This is a genomic window from Kitasatospora humi (genome assembly GCF_020907985.1).
Classification (GTDB): Bacteria; Actinomycetota; Actinomycetes; order Streptomycetales; family Streptomycetaceae; genus Kitasatospora; species Kitasatospora humi.
In genome coordinates, this window is the sequence record NZ_JAJJPA010000010.1 from 133,757 (window position 1) to 156,594 (window position 22,838).

A 22,838-nucleotide genomic window follows, 5' to 3' on the forward strand; every position below is an offset into this window, starting at 1 on the left:
GCAGGACCTCGGCGGCGGCGTCCAGGATCCGCTCTCGGGTGCTCAAGCGCCCTCTTCCTGACGGGTGAGTGAATGCTTACCACTGTAGGGAGGCGGCTGCGGGGAGTCGGGGAAAAGCATTCGCCGCGGCCGTGACTCCGTCCGTATGGTCGCGGGCATGGTGAACGCGACGGGGAGTGCGCTGCGGGAGCGGCTGCGGGCCGGGCTGACCGAGGCGATGCGGGGGCGGGACCGGGCGACGGCCGGGGTGCTGCGGGTGGCCCTCGGTGTACTGCAGAACGCCGAGGCGGTGGAGCGGGACGCGGACGCCGATCGGAACCTGGCGATCGGCCGGATCCCGGTCGGCGCCGGTGCGGCGGAGGCGCCGCGCCGCCAGCTGACCGAGGCCGAGGACATCGCGCTGCTGGCGGCCGAGGTGGCCGAGCGGGAGGCCGCCGCCGAGCAGTACGAACAGGCCGGGCAGTCCACCCGGGCCGAGCAACTGCGCGTCGAGGCCCGGGTGTTGGCCGCCTATCTGGACTGAGGCCGGGTCAGGCCCAGTCCAGCTCCGGGGTGGCCGCGCGCAGCAGGTCGGCGGCTCCGGTGGTGACCGGGGTGCCGTGCGGCGGGCAGAGGACCTTGGGGGCCAGTGCGGCCAGCCGGTGGAACGAGGCGATGGCCTGCGCCCGGTCGACGTTGAACGGTCCGAGGTGGGCCTCGCCGGGGCCGGTGCCGATGAGGTCGCCGGGGAAGAGCACACCGCTGTCGGGCAGGTGGAGGGCGATGGCGCCGAAGGTGTGCCCGGGCACGTGGAGCACCCGGACGGGCTCGCCCCAGCCGGCCAGCTGGTCGCCGTCCGCCAGTGTTCGGTCCACCGGCAGGTGGCGCGGCGCGGCGGTGAGGCCCGCGGTGACCTTCTGGTGGAGCTCCGCCTCGGCGGGGCTGAGCTCCGGCACCGGCTCGGGCTCCTCGCCGCTGATCACCGGGGCGTCGACAGCACCGGCCAGCACCTCTGCGCCGGTGGCCGCGACCAGCTCCGCGGCCGAGCCCATGTGGTCGAAGTGCGAGTGGGTGAGGACGATCTGGCGCAGGTCCGCGGGCCGGCCGCCGAGTTCGTGCAGGGCGGCCAGGACGGCCGGCGCGGTGCCGGGGACGCCGGTGTCGACGACCGCGAAACCGTCCTCCCGGCGCACCAGGTGGACGTGGCCGACCGGGAGCGGGAGCTGCCAGACGGTGGGGGTGAGCTGGATGAGGTCCATGGAACCGACGGTAAGGACGAACTGACGTATAGTCAGCCAGGTTCGGCCGCCGGTGGACCGGCTTCTCCCTGGGCGAACGGCGAGTCGGGACGCCGACCGGTCAGTGCTTCAGTGAGTCGGCGCCCCGGTAGCCCTCCGGGACGCCGCCGACCAGCAGCACGTCGCCCACCGAGTTGTCGGTGCGCAGCGGCAGGATCTCCCGGTACTCGGGGGAGTCGTACCAGGCCCGCGCCCGCTCCAGGTCGGGGAACTCGATGATGATCAGGTCACCCTCCCAGTGGCCTTCTCGCAGGTCGATCGGGTTCCCGTGGACGATGAACCGGCCGCCGAACTCCTCCAGGGTGGCGTCGATCCTCTCCAGGTACTCGATGATCTGCGGGCCGAAGTCGACCGAGTGCAGGTTGCCGAGGGCGTACGCGGTCATGGTGTCCTCCGTCTGGGATCCGTGGTTTCGCTGCGGTGGTCACGACGGTAGGCGGTGGGGGCCGGACCTGAATCAGTCGTGCATAGGTAGTCGTGCACGGGCGACTGGCTAGCCTGACCCGATGACGGAAATCGAGCTGGTGGTCTTCGACTGCGACGGTGTGCTGGTGGACACGGAGCCGATCGCGGTGCGCGCGCACGTGGTGGCGGGGGCGGAGCTGGGCTGGCCGCTGACCGGCGAAGAGGTGGTGGAGCGGTTCGTCGGCCGGTCGAGCGCCTCGATCGGCGAGCAGGTGGCCGAGCGGCTCGGCGCGCAGGCGGTGGTTCCGTGGCAGTGCCGCTTCGAGGAGCTGCACCGGGAGGCGGTGGAGACCGAGTTGGCCGTGGTGCCCGGCATCCGGGACGCGTTGGCCGAGCTGCGGCTGCCGAGCTGTGTGGCGTCCAGCGGCAGCCACGAGAAGATGCGGCACACGCTGGGTCGGACCGGCCTGTACGACTGGTTCGACGGTCGGATATTCAGCGCCAGTGAGGTGCCGCGCGGCAAGCCCGCCCCGGACCTGTTCCTGCACGCGGCCCGGCGGATGGGTGTGCGGGCCGAAGCGTGCGTGGTGGTGGAGGACAGCAAGTACGGCGTGCGGGCGGCGCGGGCGGCCGGGATGCGGGTGCTCGGCTACGCGGGCGGGCTGACCCCGGCCGACTGGCTGGCCGCGGAGGGCGCGCAGGTCTTCACCGACATGGGAGAGCTTCCGGTGCTGCTGGAGGAGCTGGGCGGCGCGGGCCAGCGGGCGACCGCCGGCACCGCGGGGTACGCGGCGGCGGCCGGGCAGCTGCTGGAGCAGTACGAGGGCGTCAGCTTCGAGCAGGTGCACCAGCGGGTGCTGCCGCTGCTGCCGCCGGCCCCGGCGCGGGTGCTCGACCTGGGCGCGGGGACGGGGCGGGACGCGGCGGCGCTGGCCGGGCGCGGCTACCGGGTGACCGCCGCCGAACCGGTGGCCGAACTGCGCGAACTCGGGCGGCGGCGCCACGCGGGCGTCGACATCGAGTGGGTGGCCGGGGCACTGCCGCTGCTGCCGGGTGTCTCCGGACCGTTCGACCTGGTCATGGGGACGGCGGTGTGGATGCACCTCTCCCCGGCGGAGCGGGCCGGGGCGTTCGCGCGGGTGCTGGAGCTGCTGGCGCCCGGCGGCACGCTGCTGTTGACGGTGCGGCACGGTCCGGTGCCGGCCGGCCGGCGGATGTTCGAGGTGCCGGACGCCGAGCTGCTCGGCCAGGCGGGCGCCGCCGGGCTGCGCCTGGTGCACCGGGACGAGCGCGGTGACCTGCACGGGCGGTCGGACGTGCGGTGGAGCGAGTTCGGGTTCGTCCGGGACTGACACCGCCACTGACAGGGCGTCAAACGGTTGGCGCGTCGTCGGCGGGGGATCGGTGGTGGGGGACCTCACACCGCGTCGGCTCACCCGGCCGGGCGCGCCTGCCGGGCGGGGTCACGGCGGGCCTTCCATGCTGGGGGGCGACCTGCCCGCCGCCGATCAGGGAGCGCCCGTGCCGCCGACGTCATCGTCCGAGCCGTCGTCCGAGCCGGACTCCGGGGTGGCGGGCGGGCCGTCCGGGCTCGCGCCCGGGTCGGCGCCCGCGCGGCCGCCGGGGCCGGTTCCGTCGCACGGCCGGCCGGGCGGACCGGGCGGCCCGCCCGCCACCCCGTCTCCGGCACCGCCGCTGGAGATCGCCGTCTTCACCGGCCCCGAGTCGGGCTTCTTCACCACCTCCACCCTGATCATCGGCGCTCGAGACGCCATCCTGGTGGACGCCCAGCCCACCCGGAGCGCGGGCCGCGCGCTCGCCGAGTGGATCGCCGGCAAGGGCCGCAACCTGGTGGCCGTGGTGATCACCCACCCGCACCCCGACCACTACTTCGGCGTCGAGGAGGTGCTGCGGCTCTTCCCCCAGGCCCACGTGCTGGCGGCCCCGCCCGTGGTCGGGGAGATCGCCACCCACGTCGAACGCCACCGCGCCGAGCTGCGGCCGGTCTTCGGCGACGACGTTCCGGAGCACCCGCTGGTGCCGCGTCCGCTGCGTCCGCTGCCGCTGATGCTCGACCGCCAGCTGATCCGGGTGCTGCTGCTGGGACAGGGCGACTGCGCGCACTCCACCGTGGTGCACGTACCGAGTTCGCGCACCGTGATCGCCGGTGACTTCGCCTTCAACGGCACCCACCTGAGGACCGCCGAGACCACCAGTGAGCAGCGGGCCGCCTGGCTGGCCAACCTGAACCGGATCGCCGAACTCCACGCCGAACGGGTGGTGGCCGGCCACCGGGCCCCGGAGCAGGACGACGACGCGGGCCGGGTGCTCGATTTCACTGGCGGCTACCTGCGGGAGTTCGACCGGCTGCTGGCCGACCACCCCGGCGACCCGGAGGCCCTGATCACCGCGATGGGCGAGCGCTACGGGCAGCTCACCCTGCCGCTGTTCCTGACGGAGGGGGCGCGGGCCAACACCGCGACGTCCGGCTGAACGCCCCCGGGCTCCCCCGGGCACCGACCCGGGTGGCTCACCGGGCGTGGGCGGCGGGTGGCTCGCCGGGCGCCGGCGTGGGCAGCCGGTCGTGTGCCGGTGCGGGTGGCTCGCGGGGCGTCGGCGCGGGCAGCCGGCTGTGCGCCGGCGCGGTGGCTCACCGGCCGCCGGGTGCCGGGGGGCTCACCGGCCGCCGGCCCACCACGTGAGCGAAACGACCCACGCCGCTCACACCCGGGGCGTCACTCCGTCGCCCCGATCGGGCAGCATGGTGCCCCATGGGACGCACGCTGGACGACTGGATGGCCGAGGCCGCCGCCGAGCTGGGCATCGAGCTGACGGCCGACATCAGGGAACTGCTCGACATGACCCGGGTGGTCGCGCACGGGGTGGAGCGCCCGGCCGCCCCGCTCACCGCCTTCCTGGTCGGCTACGCCGCGGCCGGCCGCGGGGGCGGCGCGGCCGCCGTCAGCGAGGCGGCGCAGCAGATGACCGCACTCGCCGAGCGGTGGGCGCGGGCCGCCGCCTCCGACGGGTCCGCGGAGCAGCGGTGACCGTGACGGCGGCCCGCGGGCTCGCCACCCTCCCCTGGCCGCAGGCCCGCGACACCGCCCGGCAAGCCGGCGCCCACCGGCTGCAGCCCGGCGCCGAGACCGCCCTGGCCGACGCCCTCGGCCAGGTGCTGGCCGAACCGCTGACCGCGCTCACCGATCTGCCGGCCTTCGACACCTCCGCGATGGATGGCTGGGCGGTGGCCGGACCAGGTCCGTGGCGGTTGGCCATGGGGGTGCCCCCGGCCGAAGGCTGGGGCAGGGTGCTGGCCGGCTGCCGCACCCCGCCCCCGCTGGCCGACGGCTGGGCGACCGAGATCGCCACCGGCGCGCAGTTGCCGCCGGGCGCCACCGCGGTGCTGCGGCGCGAGCACGGCACGGTCGCGGGCGGTCCCGCCCCGGCGACCCGCACGCTGCGGGCCACCACCGTGCTCGGGCCGGGCAAAGACGTCCGCCCGCGCGGCCAGGAGTGCCGCTCGGAGGAGCAGCTGCTGCCGGCGGGCGCCCTGGTGACGGCGGCCGTCCTCGGGCTGGCGGCCGCCTGCGGCCACGACCGGCTGACGGTTCGCCGGCGCCCCACCGTCGAGCTGCTGGTGCTCGGCGACGAGCTGCTGACGGCCGGTTTGCCCGGGCCGGGCCTGGTCCGCGACGCCCTGGGCCCGCTGCTCCAGCCCTGGCTGGCCGCCGCCGGCGCCGAACTGCTCGGCCGCCGCGCGGTGCGGGACGACTTCGGCCTGCTGCGGGACGCGCTGCGCCACTCGGCCGCCGAGGTGGTGGTCACCACCGGCGGGACCGCCGCCGGGCCGGTGGACTTCCTGCACGCCGCGCTGGCCGACAGCGGCGCCCGGCTGCTGGTGGACGGGGTCGCGGTCCGTCCCGGCCATCCGATGCTGCTCGCCGAACTGCCGCCGGTCCGGCCCGGCGGCCCGGTGCGCCACCTGGTCGGGCTGCCCGGCAACCCGCTGGCCGCGGTGGCCGGCACGGTCACCCTGGCGCTGCCGCTGCTGCACGCACTGGTCGGCCGGGCGTCCGGCGGCCGGTTCACCCGGACGTTGCAGCCGTTGCGCGGCCTGCCGGCCGACACCCGGCTGCTCCCGGTCCGGCTGACCGAGGACGGTCCGGTGCCGCTCGCCTTCGACGGTCCCGCGATGCTGCGCGGCCTGGCGCTGGCGGATGCGCTGGCCGTGCTGCCGCCCGGCGGCGTGGCGGCCGGGGAGCGGGTGGAGCTGCTGCCGGTGCCGACCTGACGGGCGCTTCGAGCCGGCGCTGCGGGGCGGCGCTTCGGGGCTGCGCGTCGGGCTTCGGGGCTGCGCGTCGGGGTTGTGCTTCGGGGCTGCGCTGCGGGGTGCGCTTGAGGCCGGCCGCGACTCATCCGGCATGAAGCGCGCGGCATCAGGCGCGGCTCGTCGGTCGGCGCTACCGCCCGGTCACTTGGCCAGCTCGGCGCGGACCGCTGCGGTGACCTGCTCGGCCCGGGCAGAGATCTCGTCCACCCGGGCGGTGTCCGCGAGCAGCGCGCCACGGGCCCGCTCGTCCCGGATCCCGGTCAGATTGGCCTCGACGTTCACCCGCGCGGTGGTCGCGGCGGCGCGGGCCGCCTCCGCGGCGGCAGCCACGTCAGTGATCACGCTGGGGTTGCCGATCGGCAGCAGCGCCTCGGCCAGTTCCAGCGCGTCCAGTGCCACCGCGATCACTTCGGCCGACGGCCGGGCGGCCCCGACCAGCGCCCGGGCGATCGCCGCCGACCGGACCGTCGTGGCCTGCTCGGGGTCCTCGGGCAGCCGGTGGGCGTCGGCCAGCGCGGTGAACGCGGCACCGTCCTGTTCGGCCAGTGTCAGCGCCCGCCCGCGCAGCGCGTCGGCCTCCCGGATGATCCGGTCCACCATGACCTGGTGGGCGGCGTACTTCTCCCCGGTGCTGTAGCGGGCCACCAAGGCGAGCAGCGCCCCGGCCTGGGCGGCGTGCAGGGCGGCCGACGCACCGGCGCCGGGCGCGGGCACCCTCCCCCGGCCTGTGGCCGGGCGAGGCCCCGTGGCCAGTCGGTCCAGGAAGTCACTGATCGTCTCGTCGCGCACGGCGGCTCTTCCGGTCGAAAGGATCGGTAGTCGCATCCTGCCACAGCTGATGTACCGTCAGTTCACGGGTCACAGGCCGGTGTCCGGCATTCGCGCGGCAGCCGTCCCGCGCCCGTGCGGTGCCCGTCCCGCGCCCGTGCGGTGCCCGCGGGGCGGCGTCGCCGGCGAGATGTGGTCGTGTGTGGCCGGCCACAGGGTGGCGCAGGCCCGATCGGCTGCACCGACGAGTAACTTCGACCCATGTACGCAATCACGATTCCTGAGCCCGGCGGTCCCGAAGCCCTCGTCTGGGCCGAGGCCGAGGACCCGGTCCCCGGCGATGGCGAGGTCCTGGTCGAGGTCGCCGCCACCGCCGTCAACCGTGCCGACCTGCTGCAGCGTCAGGGCAACTACGCCCCGCCGCCCGGTGCCTCCGCCCACCCCGGCCTGGAGTGCTCCGGTCGGATCGTGGCGCTGGGCCCCGGTGTCTCGGGCTGGGCGGTCGGCGACGAGGTGTGCGCCCTGCTGGCCGGCGGCGGCTACGCCGAGAAGGTCGCCGTCCCGGTCGGCCAGCTGCTGCCGATCCCGCGCGGCCTGGGCCTGGTCGCCGCCGCCGCCCTCCCGGAGGTCGCCGCCACCGTGTGGTCCAACCTCTTCATGGTGGCCCATCTGCGCCCGAACGAGACGGTGCTGCTGCACGGTGGCGCGAGTGGCATCGGGACGATGGCGACGCAGTTGGCGAAGGCGGTCGGTGCGAAGGTGATCGTGACCGCCGGCAGTGCCAAGAAGCTCGCCCGCTGCAAGGAGCTCGGTGCCGACGTCCTGGTGAACTACCGGGAGCAGGACTTCGTCGAGGTGGTGCGGGAGGCCACCGAGGGTCATGGGGTGGACGTGATCCTGGACATCATGGGGGCCAAGTACCTGCAGCGGAACGTGGACGCGCTGGCGATGGCGGGCCGTTTGGTGATCATCGGCCTGCAGGGCGGCCGCACCGCCGAACTGGACCTGGGCAAGCTGCTGGCCAAGCGCGCCGCGGTGGTGGCGACCTCGCTGCGGCCGCGTCCGCTGGCGGAGAAGGCGGCCATCGTGGCGGCGGTGCGCGAGCACGTCTGGCCGCTGATCGAGTCGGGCGTGGTGAAGCCGGTGATCGACCGGGTGCTGCCGCTGCAGGACGCGGCCCAGGCGCACCGGGCGCTGGAGGCGGGCGAGCAGGTGGGGAAGGTCGTGCTCCAGGCGTGAGCCGCGTTTTTGGCGGATCTGCCAGGCAGTGTCGTTGGCCGGCAGATCCGCCGAGCCGCTGAGAAGTCGGCGTTCAGGACGCCGCCGACCAGTGCCGGCTTCTGAAGCCGGTGATCCCGCCGGCAAGGAGAGAGAAGTACAGTTAGCCGGCCGGGTGCGCGCTTTCGCGCCGGGGGGCGCGAGCCTCGGCGCGCCGCTGGGCGGCCCGCTGCCGCCCGAGACCGGCGGCCGCGGCGGGTGGTGGCGCCGGCCGGCTGCCACGGCGCCGGGTTTCAGAGGCTGCCGACGACCTTGCGGGGAGTGATGCGGACGACCACCCGCTGGGCGTCCTGCGCCGAGGCCGGGTTGAACTCGGCGTAGTCCTTGCCGGTGTACTTGCGGGAGAGCTCGTTGATCAGCTCCTGGCCGCCCTCGGTGGTCATGGTGGCCGTGCCGCGGATCTCGGCGTAGGTGTAGGGCGCGTTCGGGGGGTTGATCATGACGGTCACCCGCGGATCGCGGCTCAGGTTCCGCTGCTTGCGGCGCCCGACGGTCGTGGAGAACAGCAGGTCGTCGCCGTCGCGCTTGATCCACACGACCGACAGCTGGGCGCTGCCGTCGGGCTGGATGGTGGCCACGGTCGCGAAGACCGGGTTGTCGTCGAGGTACTTCTTGGCATCGTCTGACAGCACGGTGTGCCCCTTCCCTTGGCCGCCAACCACCGCCGGTCGGCCTGCTCACCCTAGGTCGGCCGGGTCCCGCCGGGAGGGTTCTGCGGGTCGGTTCGGCGAGGTGTTCGGAGGGTGGGCGGGGTGCCCCGGCCCTGGGATCCCGGTGAAGCGGATCGAACGGCAGGGCGAACCATGAACACCTGTGCGATGGAGAAGCGGAAGTTGAATTCGCCATTCCGCCACGATCTTGCTTAATTCACCTTTAAGCTCGGCGCATGGCGGTACTCCGCCAACTTCGTGAACTCCCCCAACGAGGTCGGGCGTTGGCCCCTCTGAGGATGAGAGCAGGGGATGACATCTACACATGACCAATCGGATGGCACCGCGCGCCAACCGCGCCGGTGGGCAGGGTCGGCAGGTCGTCGCACCTTAGGCAGTCTCGCGGCGATCCTCCTCGGGATCGGCAGCTGCTCGCTGGCGGCGGCGCCGACGGCGTACCCGCAGGCAGGGGACGGCTCGGTGACGGTCCGGGTGATCCGGGCCGTGGACACCAGCGGTGTCTGGACGCCCGGTCTGGAACCGGGCATCGCGGGCGTCACGGTGACCCTCACCGACGACGCCGGGACCAGCATCAACGGGGTCACGGCGGCCGACGGCACGGTGACCCTGGCCCCGGCCGCGAGCAAGGCCGCCGGCGGCAAGTACCGGGTGCAGGTGGTGAATCCGCAACCCGGCGTGCTGTTCCCGGCCTTCGCCTCGCCCCAGGGCCTGGACGGCGCTCCCACCCAGCTGAGCAGCAACGAGGAGTTCGTCGACCTCTCCGGTGGGAAGAGCGTGGCGTACACCACGGGGCTGTGGAACCCGGCGGACTACTGCCAGAAGAACGCGCCGCTGGTGGCGACCTGTCAGCCGACCAGCAACGAGGGCGGGGCCGAGCGCACGCTGGTCACCTTCCCGTACAGCGCGCGCGGTCAGGACGGCGTCGACGCCCACGCGACGACCATCGCCACCAACGCCGACACCGGCACGCTGTACGGCGTCGCCTGGAACAAGACCGACCAGCGGCTCTTCTCCTCGGCGGTGGCCAAGCGCGGCACCGACTACGGCCCGGGCGGCGCGGGCGCGGTCTACGTCACCGACCTCGCGCAGAACAAGACGACGCTCTTCACCACCGTGCCGGACGCGGGCAGCACCGTGCACGGGCCGGGCACGGACGACGCCTTCCTCGACGTGCCCGGCAAGGAGAGCCTGGGCGGCATCAAGATCACCGATGACGGCAAGGACCTCTTCGTCGTCAACCTCAACGACCGCGAGCTGTACCGCTACGACGCCTCCGTGCCGACGGCCTCGGCGCCGAAGGCGGTCTACCCGATCCCGGACCCGGGCTGCCCGGCGGACGGGGACTGGCGGCCGTTCGGTCTCGGTCTCCAGGACGGCACCGGGTACGTCGGCGGCGTCTGCTCCGGCCAGTCCACCGGCAAGCTCACGGACGTGCGCGCGGTGGTCCTGCCGTTCGACCTCACCACCGGCGCGTTCCGCAAGGCGGTGCTGGACCAGCCGCTGGACTACCCGCGCCAGTCGACGGTCGGCGGGGGTCCGTGCGACGGCGCGGGCTGGTTCCCGTGGACCAGCACGTACCCGACCACGCAGAACGGCAAGGCGTGCGGCAACTCCACCATCGCCAACCCCGAACCGGAGTTGGGCGAGATCCTCTTCGAGACCGACGGTTCGATGCTGCTCGCCTTCCGCGACCGGTTCGCCGACCGCGGGCCGGGCGCCCCCGCGCCGGGCTCGGTCTCCAACGTCATGTCCGGCGGTGACCTCGACAAGGCATGCCTGGCGAACGGCATGTACGTGATGGACACCAACAACGGCTGCGGGCTGTCCCCCCGCGGCACCCGGTTCTTCGACACCGCCTGGGAGGGGGTGGGCCACCACAACACGGCGTTCGCCGGAATGGCGCTCTCGAAGGTCGAGAGCACCATCGCGGTCTCCGCCTTCGACCCCGACCACACCCCCGTCGGCTACGGCACGTCGTTCCTGGAGCGCAAGGACGGCACGCACGACCCGCAGTTCGGCCTGCGGCTGACCCCGAAGGGGACCAGCGCCCCCTTCGGCAAGGGCGCCTCGATGGGCGACCTGGAGGTGCTCTGCGACCAGGCCCCGCTGCAGATCGGCAACCGGGTCTGGTACGACCCCGAGCGCAAGGGCATCCAGAACCCGGGCCAGAAGCCGGTGGTGGGCGCGACCGTCCACCTCTACGACGGTTCGGGCAAGTTGGTCGGCACCACCAGGACGACGGCGCGGGGTGAGTACTACTTCGACGACTCCGACGTCTCCGGCGGGCTGAAGCCGAAGACCGACTACACCATCAAGCTCGACAACCCGGCCGACTACGCCAAGGGCGGCCCGCTCTACGAGTGGGTGCCGACCGATGCGAACGTCGGGACCAACCACTTCATCGACTCCAAGGGCACCGTGCCGCCCGGCACGGCCTACCCCGTCAAGGCGTTGACGACCGGTGGGCCCGGCGAGAACAACCACACCTACGACTTCGGCTTCCGGCAGCAGGAGGGCGTGCTGCGGCTGGTCAAGCACGACCAGGACGGCAAGCCGCTGGCCGGGGCCAAGTTCCAGCTGTGGAAGGAGTCGAACGGCTCCGACGGCCTGCAGACCACCGGGGCGAAGCCGGACACCCGGGTCGGCGACCCCTGCACCACCGGGGCCGACGGCGTCTGCCAGGGCAGCGGGACGGTGGGGACGTACTACTGGCAGGAGGTCAGCCCGCCCGCCGGGTACGCCGCACCGACCGACACGGTGTTCGGGCCGCTGGTGCTGGATGCCGACAACCTCGGCACCGGCGTCTCGGTGACGGCGGTCAACCAGAAGCTCGTCACCCCCAGCCCCAGTCCCACGCCGACGCCGAGCGCGTCGCTGACCCCGACACCGGCGCCGACACCGACGACGCCGGCGCCGAACACACCGGGCGCACCGCCCCCGGCGGGCCCCCCGCCCGGCTCGCACCTGGCGTTCACCGGCATGAGCGGGCTGGTGCCGATGGCCCTGACCGGCGGTGCCGCGCTCACCGCCCTCGGCTCGGCGCTGCTCGTGCTGATGCGCAGGCGCAGGGCGCAGCACCGCTAGCCCCTGAGCGGGGCAGCCGGCACGGGTGACCCCGGGCCGGACCGGGCGGGTTCGCGGACAGCGGTCCGTGGACCCGCCCGACCGCGTGGCCGCCCGACCGCGTAACCGATCGGGAGTGGCCGATCGGCGAAGGACCGGCGGGAGACCGATGAGAGACCGGCGAAGACCGGCGAGAGACCGATGAGAGAAGGCGGCCGCATGGCTCGGAAGACCAGGACCGACGTCCGAACGCCGCACCGGACCCGCTGGTTCAGGGCACTGATCGCGCTCGCGGTCTGCGGCACCGCGGTGGGCGGCGTCGCCGCCTACCGGAGCCTCGCCGGCAGCACCGCGGAGCGCCCGGTGACCATGGACGAGGCGTCCCGGCTGGCGCTGACCCGGCTCAACCTGTACCAGGCCAGCCCGGTCGCGGTCACCCTCACGGCCACCGAGGGCGGCGGGGTGGTGCTGCGGGTCAGCGGAGTCGTCGACTACCGCACCCACCGGGCGGTGGGGAGCTACCTGACCACCGGGGCCGCCGGAGCGGCCGCGTCGCCTGCCCCGCAGCTCGACCACGGTCTGATCGTCTGGGACAGCGACGGCCTCGGCCTGGCCCCCGCGCTGGACGGCACCCCGCCCTGGCAGCAGGCCGAGCACATACCCCGCTCGGGCTGGTCGCCGCGCTCCTACACGAGCGACCCGCTGGACGCCGGGCTCCAGTTGCTGATGGAGCTCGGGGCGGACCGGCCCGACAACCCGCTGCTGCTCGCCCAGTCCGGCGCCCGCTGGCTGGGCCGCGACCGGATCGACGGCCGCAGCTACGACCGGATCGCCGGCCCGCGCGCCGAGGGCACCACGCCCGGTACCGGGCCCGACGACGGGCGGTCGCCGCTGACCTACTGGGTCGACGGCAACGGCGGCCTGCTCCGGGTGACGATGCGGATGCCCGGCCTGGGAACGCCGACCACCCTGCAGTTCGCCGGGCACGACGCCGACGCCAAGCTCCCCGAGGCGCCCTGGGCCACGGACTGACCGCAGGGCGCACCGGACCGTCAGTGCGGCTGCGGCTGCGGCTGCGGCTTCGGCACCGTGCCCGGATCCGTCGGCAGCGGGTACGCGTTCGGGTCGACGGCCCCCGGCAGGCCGGTCGCCGGGACGGCCGGGGCCGTCGGGTCGGGCAGGGACGGCTGCGCGGGCGGAGCCGTGACCTGGCTGAACGGGATGCCGGGCGGTGCCTGCACCGACGCCGTCCGGCCCATCGGCAGCGTGCCCCGGCCGCCGGTCCCGCAGCCAGCCAGGCCCTCCAGGCCGTCCGGGCTCTGGGTGGCGGGCTGGTTGCCGCTGAAGCAGTTGCCGGGATCGGCCGCGGCCAGCACCAGGTCGGCCCCGTTGCCGGTGACCCGGTTGCCCTCCACGCGGTTGTCGCTCGCCGGGTGGCCGGGCGGGTCGGTGATGATCACCCCGGCCGCCTCGTTGCCCTGGACCAGGTTGCGCTGGACGCGGTTCCCGGTGCCGCCGCCGATCCCGATGCCGATCCCGAAGCCGCCGTCCGCCTGCTCGGGCGTGTCGGCGGCGTTGTCGTCGGCGACCACGTTGCCCGCGATCACCGCGCCGTGCTGCGGGGCGAGCGCCTCCTGGTCGTTGGAGTTCACCGTGACGCCGACCCGGTTGCCCGCGACCAGGTTGCCCAGCACCGACAACCCCTCGGAGGCGTTGGTCAGTTCGATGCCGACCGCGTTGTGCTCCATGGTGTTCCCGCGCACCACGGTGTCGCACGGCCGGCACTGGCCGACGTAGATGCCCGAATCGGCCTGCCCGGAGGCGTAGGAGTCCTCGATCGCGCCCTCGCGCGCGTCGAAGGCGTAGATGCCGTACAGGCCGTTGTCGTACGCCGTCACGCGGGTCGCGCGGAAGCCCTGGACGGCCGGGAAGCGGGCGGTGTCCAGCGGGTTGTAGGCGGAGCCGCCGGCGCCGCGCTGCTGCAGCCGCTCGTCGGTGACGCCGGTGAACAGCACGCCGTTGGCGAGGTAGCCGTGCACGGTGAGGTTCTCGACCACCGAGCCGGCACCGGTCACGGTGATGCCGTTGACCAGGCGCACGCCGCCGTCGAAGACCACCGCGTTGCGGTCCGTTCCGCGCAGCACCACGCGGGGCTTGGTGACGTGCACGCTCTCCCGGTACACGCCGGGGCCGATCAGCACGGTGTCCCCCGCCCGGGCGGTGTCCACCGCCTGCTGCACGGTGCGGAAGTCCTGCGGCACGCGCAGCACCGTCCCGGCCGGGTGCCGTGCGTCGGCGGACCGGGAGCCCGTGGCGGAGCATCCGGCGACCGCCAGCGCGACCGAGACGGCCAGCAACGAGAGGCGCGCCGGTGCCGTCCGGACCACCGCCGTTCGGACAGTAGAGCGACTCAACGGGCTTTCAGGACCCAGCATTTGCATGACAAGTGTTCTATCGTCTCCAATAGCCGCATGCCGACCGAACCGGAAAACGCGCAGGATCCGATCCGACCCGCCACCACCGGTTTCGGTCGGCGCGGCGCACTGCTCGCCGCCGGAGCGGTGCTCGCCGCCGGGATCGGCGCGGCGGCCGACGAACTGGCGAGGGGCGACCGGGCGGCCAACCGCACCGGCAGCGCCGGCGGCCCGCCGCCCGGGCCGGCGATCCCCTTCCACGGCGTCCGGCAGGCGGGGGTGACGGCGCCTCAGCAACCGGCCACCCAGCTGCTCGCCTTCGACCTCCCGCAGACCTCCGCCGCCGCCGACCGGCAGACCCTGCGGGGCGTCCTCGACGCGCTCGGCCGCACCCTCGCCGCCGTGGCCTCCGACACCCCGCCGGACCCGCGACTGCAGGGCGGCGGCACCACCCGGCTCACCTCCCTGGTCGGCGTCGGCCCCGCCCTCGCCGCCCGGCTCGGCCTCGACGTCCCCGCCGCACTCGCCGAGTTGCCGGCCTTCCCCGGCGACCGCCTGGACCCGGCGCGCGGCAACGGCGACCTCGTGCTCCAGCTGTGCGCGGCCGACCGCTGGACCCTGACCGTCGTCGCCGAACTCGCCGGCACGGCCGCACACGCCGCCGGCGCCGCCCCCCGCTGGTCGCAGTCCGGTTTCCTGCCCCGGACCGCCCCGGGCACCACCCCGCGCAACCTGTTCGGCTTCAAGGACGGCACCGCCAACCCCGATGACGCGGCGGCCGAGCAGTGGGTCTGGGGCCCGCCCGGGGCCCACCGGAACGGCACCGTCATGGTCTACCGCCGGATCCGCATGGACGTCGCCGGGTTCGCCGCCCTCCCCGCGGACCGGCGCGACCGGGTGATCGGCCGCCGGGCCGGCGACGGCGTGCCGCTCACCGGCACCGCCGAGCACGACGACCCGGACATCTACGCCAAGAACCCCGACGGCTCCTACGTGATCCCCGTCGACGCCCACGTCCGCCTCACCAGCCCGCGGCTCGACGGCGGCGCCCGGATGCTGCGCCGCAGCTACAGCTACGACGACGGCCCGGCCGATCGCGGCCTGCTGTTCTGCGCCTTCATGCGCGACCCCGCCCAGTTCGTCCGCGTCCAGGACCGCCTGGCCTCCCGCGACGCCCTCACGCCGTTCCTCCAGCACCAGGCGTCGGCGGTGTGCTACGTGCTGCCGGGCGCCGCGGCCGGCGGGACGCTCGGCGAACAGCTCTGGACGTGACGGCCGTCGCCGCCGTTCCGGTGCCCCGGGCGGCCGGCCGGCCACCGTCCGCCGCGGTGGCCGGCGCCGGGTTGCCCGGTCGCGTTCCTCAGCCGCGCATCAGTGCGTTGAGCTCGGAGTAGTCGAGGGCACCGGTCACGCTGGCGTAGGTGCCGGTGGTGGCCAGTTCGGTCGCCACCCGGCGCACAACGGCGTAGGCCGCCTCGGCGACCCCGGAGCCGAGGCTGACCCGGGCCACGCCCAGCTTCGCCAGCTCGGGCACGGACGGGGTGCCGGGGCCGGCCAGGATGTTCAGCGGGGCGGGGATGGACTCGGCCAGGGCGGCGATCACGGCAGCGTCGGCCACGCCGGGGACGAAGATCCCGGTGGCCCCGGCGTCGAGGTAGGCGCGGGCGCGGTCCAGGGTCTCCTGGAGGCGGGTCTCCTCGGGGCCGACGGCGCGCAGGTAGGTGTCCACCCGGGCGTTGATGTAGAGCGGCACGCCCGCCCGCTCGGCCGCCGAGCGGGCGGCGGCGAGGCGCTCGCACTGCTCGGCGACGGGACGCAGCGGGGTGGCGCCGCTCCGGTGGGCGTCCTCGAGGTTGATCCCGACGGCACCGGCCGCGATGACCTGGGCGACGGTGTCCCCGACCTCGGCCGGGGTGGCCCCGAAACCGCTCTCGATGTCGGCGGTGACCGGCACGGACACGGCGTTCACCACGCGCCGGACCAGCGCGACCGCCTCGTCCCGGTCGAGGTGGTCGCCGTCCGCCGCCCCCAGGCCCCAGGCGACTCCGGCGCTGGTGGTGGCGATGGCCCGGGCGCCGGTGGCCTCGACGAGGCGGGCGCTGGCGGCGTCCCAGGCATTGGCCAGGGCGAGCGGGGCGGCGGGGTCGTGGAGGGCGTGGAACAGCTTCGCGCTGTCGTGCTGTGCGGTCATGATCACCATTAGAGCAACGCGGACCGCTGCGCGCTGGCGGTTTCGCGACACGGACGGCGGTCAGTCGGCGACAACCACGACTCCAGGGTGAGCAGTTCGGGGTGGCGCGCGCGCAGGGCGGCGAGGTCGGCCCGGAAGCCGTGCCCGCTCAACCAGTCGAACATGGCAGCCAAGTCCGGTACCTGTGAGTGCAGTTCGGCGATCGGTAGGCGAGTGAAGCGGGTCGGGATGCCGTCGGCCCTGGTGAAGGCGTCGGCCACCTGGCGCACGGTCAGTTCGTCACCGGCGATCTCCAGCTGCCGGCCGACGAACTCCTCGGGATGGGCGAAGGCTTCGGCGGCGATCCGGGCGATGTCGGTGAGGGCGATCATCTGCAGCGGTGTGTCGTGGTCCAGTGCGATGGCACCGACCCGCTCGCCGCCCTCGGGCGGCGGCAGCAGGTGGCGCCAGTTCTCCATGAAGAACACCGGCCGCAGCACGGTGGCGGGCACGCCGCCGGCGGCGAGGTGCGCCTCGATCGCCGCCTTGGTCTCGAAGTGCGGCACGCCGGAGCGCCGTTCGGCGCCGCCGACCGAGCTGTAGACCAGGTGCGCGACACCGGCGGCCCGGGCCGCGTCGGCGACGTTCCCGCCCTGCCGCACCTCCAACTCGGGGTTCGGGTCGGCCGGATCGGAGGGCTGGACGCTGAAGACGCCGTACGCGCCGCGGGCCGCCGCGCGCAGCGATCCCGGATCGCCGAGATCGCCCCTGACCAGGTCGGCGCCCAGCTCCTGGAGGGCCTTGGCCCGTGGGCTGTCCGGGTCGCGGACCAGGGCACGTACGGCCCAGCCGCGGGCGAGCAGGGTGCGGGCGACGACGCCGCCCTGGCCGCCGGTCGCGCCCGTGACCAGCACGGCCGCCTTGGTGTTCGACACTGCGAGGTCCTTTCAACGACGGGTGGACGACTTGGCCGGTGCGGGGAGTTGGCCGGCGACGATGGCGGCGAGCGAGATCACGAAGCCCAGGAGCTGGACCGCGCCGAGGGTCTGGCCGAGCACCGCGGCGCCCAGGACCGCGGCCACCAGCGGTGAGATCAGCACCAGCACGGCAACCGAGCCGACCGGCAGGGCGGTGACGCCGCGGAACCAGAGCACGTAGGCCAGGAGGCCGCCGGCCAGCGCCATCCAGAGGTAGCCGAGGACGGCGCGCAGGTCGATGGCCGGCGCCGGTCCCTCGACCAGGAAGGTGACCGGCAGCAGGAACAGGCCTCCCGCCGTGAGCTGCCAGCCGGCGAACGCGGTGGGACCGACCCCGGCGGGGCGTCCCCAGCGCTTGGTGAGCGTCACCCCGAGCGCCATCGAGGCCGCGTTGCCCAGACCGGCCATGACCCCCACGGTGTCGAGCGCGGCCTTCGGCCCGAGCACCACCAGGCCGACGCCGAGCACGCCCACCACCCCCCAGGCGAGGCGCCAGCCGGACAGCCGCTCACCCAGCACCGCCACGGCCAGGACGGCGACGACGAGTGGTTGGGCGGCCGCCGTGGTGGCGGCGACGCCTCCCGGCAGGCGTTCGGCGGCGAGGAACAGCAGGGGGAAGCACAGGCCGATGTTCAGCAGGCCGAGGGCCGCGGCCTTCGCCCACCAGGCCCCGCGCGGCAGCGTCCTGGTGACCGCCAGCGCGATCAGGCCGGCGGGCAGCGCGCGCATGAGTCCCGCGAAGAGCGGGTGCGCCGGTGGCAGGAACTCGGTGGTGACGACGTAGGTCGTGCCCCAGATGACGGGAGTGATGGCGGTCAGGGCGGTGCGCGGCAGATGGCCGCGGGGAGCGTCGGGAACTCCGGCGCCTCGGGAGGCGCGCTGGACGGTTGAGCTGGTCACGCCTCAAAACTGACGTGTGATCAACCGATGAGTCCAACACAGGCTTTTCACTTCATCGATCTCGAATCACGATGGATCCATGGAGCTCCAGCAGATGCGCTATGTGATCGCCGTGGCCGAGACCAACAGTTTCACCCGGGCCGCCGAGCGGTGCCTGGTCGTCCAGTCCGCGCTCAGTCATCAGATCGCGCGCCTGGAAAGGGAGTTGGGCGCCCGCCTGTTCGAGCGCACCAGCCGCAGGGTGCGGCTGACACCGGCCGGGGCGGCGTTCCTGCCCGCCGCCCGACAGTGCCTGGACGCCGCCGAGCGGGCGGCCGCCGAGGTGGCGGCGGCGTTGGGTGAGGTGCGCGGACGGCTCGTGGTGGGCCTGATCCCCACCGTCGCCGCCGTCGATGTCCCGGGCGCGCTGCGGGAGTTCCGCCGACGCTATCCGCAGGTGCGGGTCGGCCTGCGGGTCGGTGCCAGCGACGACCTGGTCGAGCAGGTCAAGGGGGCGCCCTGGACGTGGCGTTCCTCGGGCTGCCGACCACGGCTCGGGTCCAGGGCGTCGAGGCACGGGAACTGGCCCGGGACCGGCTGGTCGCCGTGGTCGCGCCGGACCATCCGCTGGCCGGCGAGCCCTCGGTCAGCCTCGCCGGGCTCGCCGGTGAGGTGTTCGTCGACCTGCCGGCCGGGACGGCGGGGCGGATCCAGACCGACCAGGCCTTCGCCGCGGCCGGCCTGACCCGTGAGGTCGCCTTCGAGGTGACCACCGCGGACTACATGGACCGGCTGGTCGGGCAGGGGCTCGGGGTCGCGATGTTCCCCTCCGCCTCGGTGCACCGGCTCTCCGGCGTCACCGCCGTCGAGGTCACGGACGGGCCGGTGCGGATCGAGTACGTCATCTGGAGTCCCGTCGGCCGCACCCCCGCGGCGGCCGCCTTCCTGGACCTCCTCGAGCTTCCCGGGCCGGGCGACGACGCGGCCCGTGCGGCCCGAGCGGCTCATGCGGCCCGAGCGGCGCTCGGCAGGCGGTAGTCGGGGAGGTCGATGTTGCCGGCCTTGGCGAACTGGGCGGCCAGGATGGCGCGCATCGGCCAGCGGGTCATGGACCGCATCGACATGGCCCGCAGGCGGATCGCCAGCGCGCTGGACGGTGCGTAGCCCTTGGCGCCGCCGGGCGGGAGCTCCTGGGCCTGGTCGACGTAGGGGCGCATGATGCGGTCGTAGGCGCGGAAGGCGGTGCGGTGGTCGCCGGCGGCCGCGGCCAGCTCGCCGGCCAGCACGTAGGCGCCGACCAGGGCCAGGCTGGTGCCCAGGCCGGTGAGCGGGGTGGCGCAGTAGCCGGCGTCGCCGAGCAGCACGGTGCGGCCGCGCGACCAGGAGTCCAGGTGCACCTGACCCATCGGGTCGAAGGTGAAGTCGGGAGCGGTGCGCAGCGCGCGCACCAGGGCGGGGACCTCCCAGCCGGACACCCCGGCGAAGCGGCGGGCGAGCAGTTCGCGCTGCGCGGCCGTGTCCCGGCGGTCGTAACCGATCGGCTCGGCGGTGCGGAAGCTGAGTGCGGCCTTGACCTCGCCGGGGAGCCGCCCGGGGCGGGCGGCGGCGACCAGGCCACCGGGGGCGTTGAACATCTTGTACCAGCCGTCGAGTCGGAGCGGCTCGGTGGTGGTGAACCAGGCGTTGTAGATGCCCAGCGGGCGGACCAGCTCCCGCTCCGGGCCGAAGGCCAGCCGGCGGACCACCGAGTGCAGGCCGTCGGCTCCGACCACCAGGGCGAAGCGGCGCGGGGCGGCCTTCTCGAAGGTGACGGTGACGCCGTGCTCGTCCTGCCGGAGGTCGGTGACGCTGTCGTCGAAGAGGTACTCCACGTCGTGCCGGGTGGCCTGGTGGAGCACGTCGGCCAGGTCGCCGCGGAGGATCTCGATCTCGGAGATGATGCCCTCGCCGCCGAAGGCGTCCTCCGCCATGGTGGCGGTGGTCCGACCGGCGGCGTCGACGAGGGCGAGCCCGCGCTGCTCGACGGTCCGGGCCCGGACCTGCTCCATCAGGCCCATGCGGGTGATCACCGTGCGCCCCGCACCGCGCAGGTCGACGGTCTGCCCGCCCGGGCGCGGTGCCGGGGCGCGCTCGACCAGGGTCACGCTGAATCCGGCGCGGTGTAGCCAGTACGCAAGAGCGGGGCCGGCGATGCCGCCGCCGGAGATGAGGATCTCGGTGTTCGTCATAGCGATGAATGTACGGCGTATGCATGAGGTAGTGCAACCCATATGCTGCAAGGAAAACAAGGGAGTTGCCGCCTAGTGCACTAGTGCATGCCGGGTGCGTCGGAGGGCTTGCGCACCCCTGTGGCCTGGTGGACTAGGGTGGCGGTGCACTGCTGGTGCACTAGTGCGGAGGAGAGGGCATGGACGAGCCGGAGGAGCCGCGCTACCGCCGGATCGCGGCGGAGCTGCGGGGACGCATCGAGGCGGGCGAGCTGGCGGTGGGCGACCGGGTGCCGTCGACCCGGGAGATCACCCGGCAGTGGGGGGTGGCGATGGCGACCGCAACCCGGGTGCTGACCGAGCTGCGCCAGACCGGTCTGGTGCGCGCGGTGCCCGGCGTGGGCACGGTGGTAGCGGCCGCTCCCCGAGCGTCGGGCCCCCAAGCGTCGGGCCCCCAGGCGGCGGCCTCGCAGGCGCTCGCGGCCCCGCAGGCGCCCGCGGCAGCGTCCCCGCGCCCCGCACGGCGGGCTGCCCAGGAGGGAGCACTGACCCCGGAGCGGATCGTCGCCGCCGCGATCGGGATCGCCGACCAGGAGGGACTGGCCGCCGTCTCGATGCGGCGGGTGGCGGCCGAGCTGGGCGTGGCGACCATGTCGCTCTACCGCCATGTCGCGGACAAGGACGGCCTGTTGGTGCAGATGATGGACCGGGCCTTCACCGAGTGGCCGCTGCCCGCCGACCCGCCGCGGGGCTGGCGGGAGCGGCTCGAACTGGCCACCCGGATGATGTGGGCGATGTTCCGCCGCCACCCGTGGCTGGCGTCGGCCCTGTCGGTGACCCGCCCGCAGCCGGTGGCCGGCGCGATCCCCTACAGCGAGTGGGTGCTGGCCTCGCTGGCCGCCCAGGGACTCGACCTGGGCACCGCCTTCAACGCCCACCTGATGCTCTTCAACCACGTGCGGGGCACGGCGGTCAACGTCGAGTCCGAGCTGGAGGCACAGGCGCACAGCGGCATCGACAACGAGGAGTGGATGGACAGTCAGGAGCCCGCGCTGCACGCCATCATGGCCGGCGGCGACTTCCCGATGATGAACCGACTGGTCGCCGAGGGCTACGACTTCGACCTGGACGCCCTCTTCGAGTTCGGTCTGCAGCGGCTGCTCGACGGCCTCGCCGTGCTGATCGAGCGGGAAAAGTAGGTGCGCCTGCGGGACCATGGGCGCCAGACTCTCCCCAGCCTGCCGCGGGGAACCCCCGCGGACTGGGAAGAGGGGGTGGGCCGGTGCACGTGGTGCTGGCAGGAGTGGTCGGGTCGACGGCCTACGGGCTGGCGCGAGCCGGCTCGGACGTGGACCGGCTCGGGCTGTTCGCGGTGCCCACCGAAGAACTGCACGGGCTTCGCCGACCGGTGGAGTCGGTGGTGAGCTCGGCGCCGGAGCCGGACCGGACCATGCACGAGGCGGCCAAGTGGTGCCGGCTGGCCCTGTCCGCCAACCCGACGGCGAGCGAACTGGTCTGGCTGCCAGACGAGTTGTACGAGGTGCGGACCGCGCTCGGCGACGAGCTGATCGCCCTGCGCGGCGCACTGCTCAGCGAGCGGGCGGTGCGTGGCTCGTACCTCGGCTACGCCGGGCAGCAGTTCCGCAAGCTGCTCACCCGAGGGCCGGACGAACGGCCGCGGGCCGCCAAGCACGCCCGGCACCTGGTGCGGCTGCTGGAGCAGGGCGTCCGGCTGCACGAGACCGGGGAGCTGGTGGTGCGCCTCGCCGACCCCGAGCAGGTGCGGGAGGCGGGCGAGCGGATCGCCGCCCGCCCGGAGCTGGCCGAGCCGCTGCTGGCCGACGCCGAGCGGCGGCTGGACCGCCCCGGGGTGCTGCCGCAGGCACCCGACGAGGCCCGGGTGGAGGCGTGGCTGCGCCGGGTGCGCCAGGCGTACTGGACGGCTGACGGCCCGTCGGACGGCATCGCGTCGGGTCTGCGGAAAACCCCTGTCGGTAGATGATCAACGAGTGGCACAATCCCCGTTCACGGCGGCCGAAAGCCGGCCGGCAGCACGCCCAGCGCGTGACCAGGGACGGGGGAACGAGATGGACAACGCACGAGTGACGAGGCCCGGGACGCTCAGCCGGGCGGCGGCGGGGCTGGGCCTGGTGGGCCTGCTGGTGGGCGCCGCGAGCGTGGCGGCGGCCGGTACGGCCTTCGCGCAGAGCGGTGGGACGCCGACGCCGGCGGAGTGGAACAGCACCGGCTCGGCGGTGCAGCCGTCGGACTGGAACAACACCGGCGCGGCGGTGCAGCCGTCGGACTGGAACAACACCGGCTCCGCGGTGCGTCCGTCGGTGTGGAACAACACCGGCTCGGCGGTGCAGCCGGCGGAGTGGAACGGCACGGGGGCCTGA

Annotated in this window: 21 protein-coding genes and 1 pseudogene; 13 read left to right on the forward strand and 9 right to left on the reverse strand. The window is 74.3% G+C overall.

Annotation, left to right across the window (positions count from 1 at the left end):
* Positions 1-157 precede the first annotated feature (157 nt).
* Positions 158-523: a GatB/YqeY domain-containing protein gene (locus tag LN042_RS13370; RefSeq protein WP_230051380.1), complete on the forward strand. Its 366-nt coding sequence runs from the start codon at positions 158-160 to the stop codon at positions 521-523.
* A 7-nt stretch (positions 524-530) separates the two neighbouring features.
* Here the strand turns inward: LN042_RS13370 and LN042_RS13375 are convergent, their stop codons facing one another.
* Positions 531-1,238 (reverse strand): MBL fold metallo-hydrolase, encoded by a 708-nt coding sequence (locus LN042_RS13375; RefSeq protein ID WP_230051381.1) that lies wholly within the window; start codon positions 1,236-1,238, stop codon positions 531-533.
* A gap of 100 nt (positions 1,239-1,338) precedes the next feature.
* A complete protein-coding gene (locus tag LN042_RS13380; RefSeq protein WP_230051382.1) occupies positions 1,339-1,662 on the reverse strand; it encodes a DUF1330 domain-containing protein in 324 nt (107 codons plus the stop codon).
* A 121-nt stretch (positions 1,663-1,783) separates the two neighbouring features.
* Between LN042_RS13380 and LN042_RS37720 the strand changes: the two genes are divergently transcribed.
* The 4 genes from LN042_RS37720 to LN042_RS13405 all read left to right on the forward strand — a co-directional run bounded on the left by LN042_RS37720 (position 1,784) and on the right by LN042_RS13405 (position 5,973).
* A complete protein-coding gene (locus tag LN042_RS37720) occupies positions 1,784-3,034 on the forward strand; it encodes an HAD-IA family hydrolase (protein WP_308191807.1) in 1,251 nt (416 codons plus the stop codon).
* Between the two features lie 169 nt (positions 3,035-3,203).
* The gene (locus LN042_RS13395) at positions 3,204-4,175 is read left to right on the forward strand and encodes an MBL fold metallo-hydrolase (RefSeq protein ID WP_308191808.1); all 972 of its coding nucleotides are present in this window, start codon (positions 3,204-3,206) and stop codon (positions 4,173-4,175) included.
* A gap of 278 nt (positions 4,176-4,453) precedes the next feature.
* Entirely contained in the window at positions 4,454-4,729 is a 276-nt protein-coding gene (locus LN042_RS13400) for a DUF6457 domain-containing protein (RefSeq protein WP_230051383.1), read from the forward strand.
* A complete protein-coding gene (locus tag LN042_RS13405) occupies positions 4,726-5,973 on the forward strand; it encodes a molybdopterin molybdotransferase MoeA (protein WP_372495728.1) in 1,248 nt (415 codons plus the stop codon). The genes LN042_RS13400 and LN042_RS13405 overlap by 4 nt, the downstream gene beginning before the upstream one ends.
* Before the next feature lie 180 nt (positions 5,974-6,153).
* On the opposite strand, the gene LN042_RS13410 is transcribed toward LN042_RS13405, so the two are convergent.
* Positions 6,154-6,801, reverse strand: coding sequence for a cyclodeaminase/cyclohydrolase family protein (locus LN042_RS13410; RefSeq protein ID WP_230051384.1), 648 nt, complete (start codon positions 6,799-6,801; stop codon positions 6,154-6,156).
* Between the two features lie 240 nt (positions 6,802-7,041).
* On the opposite strand from LN042_RS13410, the gene LN042_RS13415 reads away from it, so the two are divergent.
* The gene (locus tag LN042_RS13415) at positions 7,042-8,019 is read left to right on the forward strand and encodes an NAD(P)H-quinone oxidoreductase (protein ID WP_230051385.1); all 978 of its coding nucleotides are present in this window, start codon (positions 7,042-7,044) and stop codon (positions 8,017-8,019) included.
* A gap of 272 nt (positions 8,020-8,291) precedes the next feature.
* Here LN042_RS13415 and LN042_RS13420 read toward each other — a convergent pair whose 3' ends face one another.
* Complete coding sequence (locus LN042_RS13420) at positions 8,292-8,690, reverse strand: PPOX class F420-dependent oxidoreductase (RefSeq protein ID WP_230051386.1); 399 nt, start codon at positions 8,688-8,690, stop codon at positions 8,292-8,294.
* 498 nt (positions 8,691-9,188) lie between these two features.
* On the opposite strand from LN042_RS13420, the gene LN042_RS13425 reads away from it, so the two are divergent.
* Both LN042_RS13425 and LN042_RS13430 read left to right on the forward strand, forming a co-directional pair.
* Positions 9,189-11,813, forward strand: a complete 2,625-nt coding sequence (locus LN042_RS13425) for an SdrD B-like domain-containing protein (protein ID WP_230051387.1) — start codon at positions 9,189-9,191, stop codon at positions 11,811-11,813.
* Positions 11,814-12,011: 198 nt separating this feature from the next.
* Positions 12,012-12,824, forward strand: coding sequence for a hypothetical protein (locus tag LN042_RS13430; protein WP_230051388.1), 813 nt, complete (start codon positions 12,012-12,014; stop codon positions 12,822-12,824).
* Between the two features lie 20 nt (positions 12,825-12,844).
* Here LN042_RS13430 and LN042_RS13435 read toward each other — a convergent pair whose 3' ends face one another.
* Positions 12,845-14,179 carry a right-handed parallel beta-helix repeat-containing protein gene (locus LN042_RS13435; protein ID WP_230051389.1) on the reverse strand — a complete coding sequence of 445 codons (1,335 nt, stop codon included), beginning with the start codon at positions 14,177-14,179 and terminating at the stop codon, positions 12,845-12,847.
* 84 nt (positions 14,180-14,263) lie between these two features.
* Between LN042_RS13435 and LN042_RS13440 the strand changes: the two genes are divergently transcribed.
* A complete protein-coding gene (locus LN042_RS13440) occupies positions 14,264-15,478 on the forward strand; it encodes a Dyp-type peroxidase (protein ID WP_230051390.1) in 1,215 nt (404 codons plus the stop codon).
* Positions 15,479-15,566: 88 nt separating this feature from the next.
* On the opposite strand, the gene LN042_RS13445 is transcribed toward LN042_RS13440, so the two are convergent.
* The 3 genes from LN042_RS13445 to LN042_RS13455 are packed head-to-tail and all read right to left on the reverse strand — an operon-like array spanning position 15,567 to position 18,187.
* Positions 15,567-16,397: an isocitrate lyase/PEP mutase family protein gene (locus LN042_RS13445; protein ID WP_230051391.1), complete on the reverse strand. Its 831-nt coding sequence runs from the start codon at positions 16,395-16,397 to the stop codon at positions 15,567-15,569.
* Between the two features lie 8 nt (positions 16,398-16,405).
* Positions 16,406-17,311 carry an NmrA/HSCARG family protein gene (locus tag LN042_RS13450; RefSeq protein ID WP_230051392.1) on the reverse strand — a complete coding sequence of 302 codons (906 nt, stop codon included), beginning with the start codon at positions 17,309-17,311 and terminating at the stop codon, positions 16,406-16,408.
* A gap of 12 nt (positions 17,312-17,323) precedes the next feature.
* On the reverse strand, positions 17,324-18,187 hold the full coding sequence (locus tag LN042_RS13455; RefSeq protein ID WP_230051416.1) for an EamA family transporter: 864 nt from the start codon (positions 18,185-18,187) through the stop codon (positions 17,324-17,326).
* A gap of 145 nt (positions 18,188-18,332) precedes the next feature.
* Here LN042_RS13455 and LN042_RS13460 point away from each other — a divergent pair.
* A pseudogene (locus LN042_RS13460) lies at positions 18,333-19,270 on the forward strand (LysR family transcriptional regulator).
* On the opposite strand, the gene LN042_RS13465 reads toward LN042_RS13460, so the two are convergent.
* Entirely contained in the window at positions 19,237-20,460 is a 1,224-nt protein-coding gene (locus LN042_RS13465; protein WP_230051393.1) for an FAD-dependent monooxygenase, read from the reverse strand. The pseudogene LN042_RS13460 and the gene LN042_RS13465 overlap by 34 nt on opposite strands.
* Positions 20,461-20,639: 179 nt before the next feature.
* On the opposite strand from LN042_RS13465, the gene LN042_RS13470 reads away from it, so the two are divergent.
* The 3 genes from LN042_RS13470 (at position 20,640) to LN042_RS13480 (ending at position 22,838) form a co-directional block, all read left to right on the forward strand.
* Entirely contained in the window at positions 20,640-21,638 is a 999-nt protein-coding gene (locus LN042_RS13470; protein ID WP_230051394.1) for a TetR/AcrR family transcriptional regulator, read from the forward strand.
* Between the two features lie 83 nt (positions 21,639-21,721).
* Entirely contained in the window at positions 21,722-22,441 is a 720-nt protein-coding gene (locus LN042_RS13475; RefSeq protein WP_230051395.1) for a nucleotidyltransferase domain-containing protein, read from the forward strand.
* 85 nt (positions 22,442-22,526) lie between these two features.
* Positions 22,527-22,838: a hypothetical protein gene (locus tag LN042_RS13480; protein WP_230051396.1), complete on the forward strand. Its 312-nt coding sequence runs from the start codon at positions 22,527-22,529 to the stop codon at positions 22,836-22,838.